This window comes from Atribacter sp., assembly GCF_035418125.1.
GTDB classification, from domain to species: domain Bacteria; phylum Atribacterota; class Atribacteria; order Atribacterales; family Atribacteraceae; genus Atribacter; species Atribacter allofermentans.
This window is the reverse complement of sequence record NZ_DAOLQM010000129.1, coordinates 1-6032: the sequence shown is the minus strand read 5'-3', so window position 1 is coordinate 6032 and position 6032 is coordinate 1. Positions and strand designations below refer to the sequence as shown.

Annotated in this window: 8 protein-coding genes; 2 read left to right on the top strand and 6 right to left on the bottom strand. The window is 35.9% G+C overall.

Annotation, left to right across the window (positions count from 1 at the left end; genetic code table 11):
* The 3 genes from PLK24_RS07320 to PLK24_RS07315 form a co-directional block, all read right to left on the bottom strand.
* A partial coding sequence (locus PLK24_RS07320) for a DNA-3-methyladenine glycosylase family protein (protein WP_324477741.1) occupies positions 1-713 on the bottom strand: 713 nt, incomplete at its 3' end.
* Between the two features lie 32 nt (positions 714-745).
* Positions 746-949, bottom strand: coding sequence for a DUF6485 family protein (locus PLK24_RS11460; RefSeq protein ID WP_349770665.1), 204 nt, complete (start codon positions 947-949; stop codon positions 746-748).
* Complete coding sequence (locus tag PLK24_RS07315) at positions 936-1661, bottom strand: glycosyltransferase family 2 protein (protein ID WP_324477739.1); 726 nt, start codon at positions 1659-1661, stop codon at positions 936-938. Before PLK24_RS07315 ends, PLK24_RS11460 begins: the two co-directional genes overlap by 14 nt.
* A gap of 86 nt (positions 1662-1747) precedes the next feature.
* Here PLK24_RS07315 and PLK24_RS07310 point away from each other — a divergent pair, with 86 nt between their 5' ends.
* A complete protein-coding gene (locus PLK24_RS07310) occupies positions 1748-2785 on the top strand; it encodes an AI-2E family transporter (protein WP_324477737.1) in 1038 nt (345 codons plus the stop codon).
* Here the strand turns inward: PLK24_RS07310 and PLK24_RS07305 are convergent.
* Both PLK24_RS07305 and PLK24_RS07300 read right to left on the bottom strand, forming a co-directional pair.
* Complete coding sequence (locus tag PLK24_RS07305) at positions 2782-3537, bottom strand: Sir2 family NAD-dependent protein deacetylase (protein WP_324477736.1); 756 nt, start codon at positions 3535-3537, stop codon at positions 2782-2784. The two genes, PLK24_RS07310 and PLK24_RS07305, sit on opposite strands and share 4 nt — an antisense overlap.
* A gap of 41 nt (positions 3538-3578) precedes the next feature.
* On the bottom strand, positions 3579-4712 hold the full coding sequence (locus PLK24_RS07300) for a DUF362 domain-containing protein (protein ID WP_324477735.1): 1134 nt from the start codon (positions 4710-4712) through the stop codon (positions 3579-3581).
* 149 nt (positions 4713-4861) lie between these two features.
* Here PLK24_RS07300 and PLK24_RS07295 point away from each other — a divergent pair, with 149 nt between their 5' ends.
* Entirely contained in the window at positions 4862-5419 is a 558-nt protein-coding gene (locus tag PLK24_RS07295) for a folate family ECF transporter S component (protein WP_324477733.1), read from the top strand.
* Between the two features lie 2 nt (positions 5420-5421).
* Here the strand turns inward: PLK24_RS07295 and PLK24_RS07290 are convergent, their stop codons facing one another.
* Positions 5422-5931 (bottom strand): ferritin family protein, encoded by a 510-nt coding sequence (locus PLK24_RS07290; RefSeq protein ID WP_324477731.1) that lies wholly within the window; start codon positions 5929-5931, stop codon positions 5422-5424.
* Positions 5932-6032 lie beyond the last annotated feature (101 nt).

Genomic DNA, 6032 nt, shown 5'->3' with positions numbered 1-6032 from the left:
CAAGCTAAACCCATAGTTAGAATATATTGAGCGCTCCACAGACCTATTCCTTTCAGAGTCATAATCTTTTTTATGCTTAATTGCTTCGATTGGGGGAATAGGGATTGTACTTGAAAGCTTCCCTCAACTAAGCATTGAGCCAAATTGTGTATTGCTTTCGCTTTGTTCATCGAAATCCCGACCAAGCGAATATCATCGATTGATAATTCAAACAAATCATGAGCAGTTGGAAAAGTTCGAAAAACCATCCCATCATATTGAATTGGACCACGGCCAAAATGATTCACAAAACGTTCACGAATTTTGGTTGCTGCTTTAACTGATATTTGTTGTTCTAAAATCGCGATTACTGCACTTTCAAAAAAACTGCGGTTGTGAAATATTCTGGTTCCATAATACTGATTCACGATTCGATTCATTACCGGATCAGTTTGAACCGACTGATAAAAGCTTTTCAGATCATCTCGAAAAGAAAACAAGTGCGAAAAATTGGGAATGGAATCAAATTCTGAAGGAGTAGTTATCAGGAGAATGGGTTGATCTGATGTTCCCAGTTCCTCAATCTTCGTTAGGATTGGAACATCATTTATGTTTACAAAAACCATATAGAGAGCGTCATTCATCCACAAACATGAAGAATCGCTTCGAGAGGCACAGACTCTTTTTAAGTGTTTGAGGGTAAAGGGTGCAGGTGGTTCAAGAGTAAATTGCATAATAGTTTCTGATGCTAAAACCCCCCTTTTAATTATGAGCCATTTTTATAAATGGATAAAAATTTCTGAAGCGATCGGTCGTAGGTTTTTTCTACATCAGACGGAAAAAAACACGCTGGTAATTCATGATGAGACCAGTGATATTGGATACATTCACAACAAACGCCTTTTCGGGGACATGGTTCATAAGTGCAGGAACAGGCCGAAGTATTTTTTTGAATTTTACACTCGCGCATACTTTTCATCCTTTTTTTCTGAAGATTTATCGGGAACAACGATTTCTTTAATTTTTATCCTGCTTTCATAGAGCAAGTAGGCGTAAATAATTTCGAAATACATCTTGATACGGTGATAAAAACCTAAGAAAGGACCATATTTTTCTTCTTTATGGTAGTGAGAAATACCCCAAAGTGGCACCATTTCCACCTGACCTCCAAAATCACGGGCAAAATGAGTGAGAAACACTTCAACACCAAACCGAGACCAAGAAAAATCTTTAACTCTTCGTATCCATGTTCCACGAACCGCTCGCTGGCCGTTTAAAATTGGACAAACTTTCTGGGCTAAGTCAGTTGATCCTCTCCCCCCTTTGAATACCCCAATCGTCATTACAATCGATGAATCTTTAATGATGGGTTTAACTAATTCGTAAAGATGCTTTTCGTTTAGATGAATCAGGTCAGCATCAAGAAATAAATAAACATCACTCTCACTTTTATTCCTAATTCCACTAACCAGCGCAGCACCCTTCCCTTTGTTTTTATTATGCCTTAATACGTCCACGGCCATACTGGAAGGGACTTGAGCGGTTCCATCTCGAGAACCATCGTCAATCACCAGGACATCATCAATGAATTGAACGTTTTTTAACACTTTTAATACCTGTGAAAGCCTTGGTTCTTCATTATAAGCCGGTACTATCGCAGTTATTGTTTGATTCTCTAACATATTAAATTCCTTATTATACCTCTTTTATTTGTATTCAATAACACGTAAAATATTATACACAAATAATCTGGAAGGAAAAGGCAAAATTGACTTCAGATAAAATTCTTATTAATCTTTATCGTCTTCTAATCGCAATTATTATCCTTGTTGTTGTTTATATTCTCAGAAATATCCTCATCCCATTTGCCCTGGGAGGAATTTTAGCCTATGCTCTAACTCCAGCAGCTCGCTATTTAAATAACCGTGGTTTTTCTTGGAAAACATCAGTATTGATTATATTTTTAGCCCTTCTCATTTTTTTTATTTTACTTTTTTTTCTAATTATACCTGAAGCCGTTTCTCAGTTTCGATCCCTCACATCCAATCTCCCTGAGTATACTTCAAAAATTATTGACATAGCCAAAACTATTGATGAACGATATCCAGCATTAGGCATATCAGAAGCCATTGAAGAATTTATGATCAATCTCAGCTCGAATTTACAATCATATCTTGCCACCATCCTGAGCAATATTGTTAATCTTTTCTCACTCATCATGAGTATTATTTTTATGGGATTTGTACTAACTCCATTTATTCTTTATTACTTTATGGCTGATGCAGTTAAAATTCGTCGCGCCTTAATCCGCTTATTTCCTTCCCAAAAGAGAAAAGAGTTTGTCAACCTCATACGTTTGACGGATAAAATAGTTGGGAATTTTATCCGTGGTCGATTATTAGTTTCTCTATTTGTTGGAGTATGCGTTACGATAGGCCTTTTTCTGATGAACATTGAGTTTTCTTTAGTAATCGGTGTCATTGCTGGTATTCTTGACATTATCCCCTATCTTGGTCCCATTGTTGGAGCCATTCCGGCTTTAATTTTTGCTGGAACAAAATCCATTTGGCTGGTATTGGCTGTAGCATTGCTTTTTGGAGGTATTAATCTCATCGAAGGAATCTTCATCGCTCCCAAATTTATGGGCAAAGAAGTTGGATTGCATCCAGTAACCGTTCTTTTTGCCTTATTAGTAGGAGGTGAATTGTTCGGAGCGTTAGGGGTCATTGTATCTATCCCAGTAGCTGGCGTTTTGAAAGCCCTTTATCTCCACAACCGAAAACGTATTCAAAACGATATCACCTAAGCCTTTTCTTCTAATTTTTTTATTTCTTCGTCAAGAAAATGCAGCATGGTACTTGCTTTCCCATTGAGCACAAAAGCTGCTTTTTTATCGAATGGAGTTTCTTCTAAATTAATAATCATTAGTTTTTCTGCCAAAGAAGGAATCAAGTTCGCTGGCGACACTTGGAGGCTGGAACCTATCACTAACAAAGGAAATTTCTGAACTAATTTTGTTGCTTGCTCAAAACTGGATGGAAGCATATCACCAAATAAAACTACATCTGGTCGTAAAATACCACCGCACCGACAACGAGGAGGAATTTGTACATCTCTTACAAAGGATTCAAGCTTCTCGATAGAAATTGTTCTCAGGCATTTCATGCAATGAGCCGTTCGTAAGTGACCGTGGATTTCCAACACCCTTTTTGAACCAGCCTCGATATGGAGGCTATCAATATTTTGGGTTATAACACCTTTCACTATACCTCGGCTTTCCCAACCAGCTAAAATACCATGGGCAAGATTTGGACGGGCTTGTTTAAATTGCATAAGAACCGGAAACCCAATTTTATAAAATAATTCAGGTTGGTTGAAAAGAACCTCGGTAGAAAGGATTTCCATCGGATCATATTGATTCCATAATCCGGTTTGAGGACTACGAAAATCAGGGATTCCACTTTCAGTTGAAATGCCTGCACCGGTAAGAATAACCCAAGGTCGATTAAGCCATAAATGTTCAGCTGCTTTTTTTTGTATCTCATTATGTAGACTCATTGAAATATTATTCCTCCTAATCTTTCAATAAAAATATTTGATCATCTTCTCAATATTTTTCCAACTGAAGATGCTTTAATTTGAATAGCGTTATGTGGACACAATTCCTGGCAACAATAGCAACGGATGCAATACTTATAGTTATGTTGAGGAATATGTTGTTTTTCTTTCCAAAGTAAAGCTTTGGGTTGAGCCGGACAGATATCGATACAAATCCCACAAGCTTTACATTTTGAATAATCGATAATTGGTTTTGATAAAAGTAGATTCCGAAAAGACCTTAAAAAACCTTCTTTTTTATAAGAAACCATCGGTTCTCTTTGAACATCAAAATCCGCCTTATAAAAATGAGAAAAATCATCTCCGACTAATTCAATAGCATTGTCCTGCCAGTATCCCAACCCTCCTTTCTCTCCTTCAAGACAAGTGATGACTTTTCGTGGATCTAATCTAATCAGACGACTTAAAGTGGCATCGAGAGCAATTGGATCCCGGGAAAAAGCCAATAATCCCATTGATAGAGGCCGACCATTTCGCGGCCCATTCCCTTCCATAGCAATGATAGCGTCCATCACATAAAAATCAGGCTTGAGAAGAAGGTTTAAATCGACTAACATTCGAGAAAAATGAATCACATCAGGAAGTTTAAAATGAAATTCACCTTTAAGCAGACCAGGAATACATCCATATTGATTTTTCACTGCGCCGGTAATCCTGGTTAAGCCATGGGTTTTCCACTTAGGAAGACTTAAAAGGGCATCGTAATTGAACAAACCTTTGGCAATAGTAAATTGCCGATTTTGTAATGCTTTTGCATAGCTTACTTCCTTCTTTCCAACAAAATCTACCACTTCAATTTTGAGATTTTTTAATGGAGTATAAATTCCGGCTTTTTTTGCAACAGTTTCCAGAGAACCAAATCCAGGCGAATCGCCATATCCACAAAAAAAGTCATTTTCAAGGAGAATCTCTGTAATTCCCTGCAATAGTGAAGGATGAGTGGTGACAGCCTTTTCAATTTTTTCACCAGTTAGCAAATTTGGCTTCAAGAGTATTCGTTTTTTATTTTGAAAGATATTTTTAACTCCACCAAAATAAGAAAAACCTCTCATAAGAGCTGTTTTTACTTGGTTTAATTCATAATTCGGACAACCAATAAGAGCTACCTTACTCATTTATTCCCTTTCTTTTGAAAAAGTGAGTTTTTTTAAAAATATACTTCATTCTCTTGCCTAATCAAAATATGAATCGTTATAATGATTAGCAGCTAAAGATATTTAAAAAACTAAAAAAGTATATATTAAAGGGATTTTGGATATTCATAATGAAGGTAACTTCTAAAGAACTGGTATTAATCGGTCTATTTATTGCTATTGGAGTTATCCTAACCCGTTTTGCCAGCCTCAGAATTCCTTTAGGAGGAATCGAGGGAATACGGATTGGTGTTGGACCATTATCGATTATTTTAGCCGGTATTCTTTTTGGGCCATTTTATGGCTCATTTACTGGTGCAATGGTTGATATAATTGGTTATATATTAAGTCCCATTGGACCTTATATGCCTCACTTCACTTTAACCTCAGCTTTATATGGTCTTATCCCGGGTATTATGAGCTTTTCAATCATTTCTCAATATCATGATGTAAAAAATTTACCCAAGTTTCTTATTTGGGGAACTATTGCAATGACACAAATTCTGGTTGGATTTATTCTCACTCCTATTTTTCTTCATTTTATTTTCAATATTCCTTGGAAGCTCCTTATCATTCCGAGACTGATTAGCACCCCTATTCAAGTACTCCTTTTCGGATTTATCCTTCAACTCCTTTATAAAGCTCCCTCTTTTTCATCTTTGTTTTTTTCTACTCACCAATCACGTTGATCTCAATCTTGAGAACACTGGGGAAAAAGTTCTTGTAAACCGTTTAAATACTCCCTGGTATTAAAAAGTAAATTGAAGTGACGGTACTCTTCACCGGCTAAAAAAGACAAAAAATCTTTAATTTTTTGATCATCAATTTCTTTTTCAATAGTAACAAAAAATCGATGAATACTGGTTTCCAATGCCATAGCTTGATCGATAATTTCAATTTCGGTTAACAGGAGCGATGAAGATTGGGTTTGATCTTGAACTATTTCAGAGAAGATCGAATCAAAACACTCTCGAGAAGATTTCCGTAAACCTTCTCGAGAACCATTGGTAAATAATTCTCCCTTTTTGATTTGTTCATACCCTTCTTGAATCCTTTGTAAGTGAAAAGATTCATCTTCAATTATTTTCTTAAAAATTTCTTTACTCAACAAATTCAGAAGCTGATTTGATTTCTCAAGATAAAATTTATAAATGTCATTTTTATTTTGAAGTGCTAACTCAAAAACGGTTAAATCAGTCAATTTATAAATCCCCTTTCAAAAACAATCTCACGCCCAAGTTATTATAAAATGTCGTTTATTATTTATAATATACCAAACCATTTAAAATTATAACCAACAAT

What these genes read in the sequence shown, in the direction of transcription:
- PLK24_RS07305 (WP_324477736.1), bottom strand. Translation starts at nt 3,537, where the DNA reads ATGAGTCTACATAATGAGATACAAAAAAAAGCAGCTGAACATTTATGG.
- PLK24_RS07300 (WP_324477735.1), bottom strand. Translation starts at nt 4,712, where the DNA reads ATGAGTAAGGTAGCTCTTATTGGTTGTCCGAATTATGAATTAAACCAA.
- PLK24_RS07315 (WP_324477739.1), bottom strand. Translation starts at nt 1,661, where the DNA reads ATGTTAGAGAATCAAACAATAACTGCGATAGTACCGGCTTATAATGAA.
- PLK24_RS07295 (WP_324477733.1), top strand. Translation starts at nt 4,862, where the DNA reads ATGAAGGTAACTTCTAAAGAACTGGTATTAATCGGTCTATTTATTGCT.
- PLK24_RS11460 (WP_349770665.1), bottom strand. Translation starts at nt 949, where the DNA reads ATGCGCGAGTGTAAAATTCAAAAAAATACTTCGGCCTGTTCCTGCACT.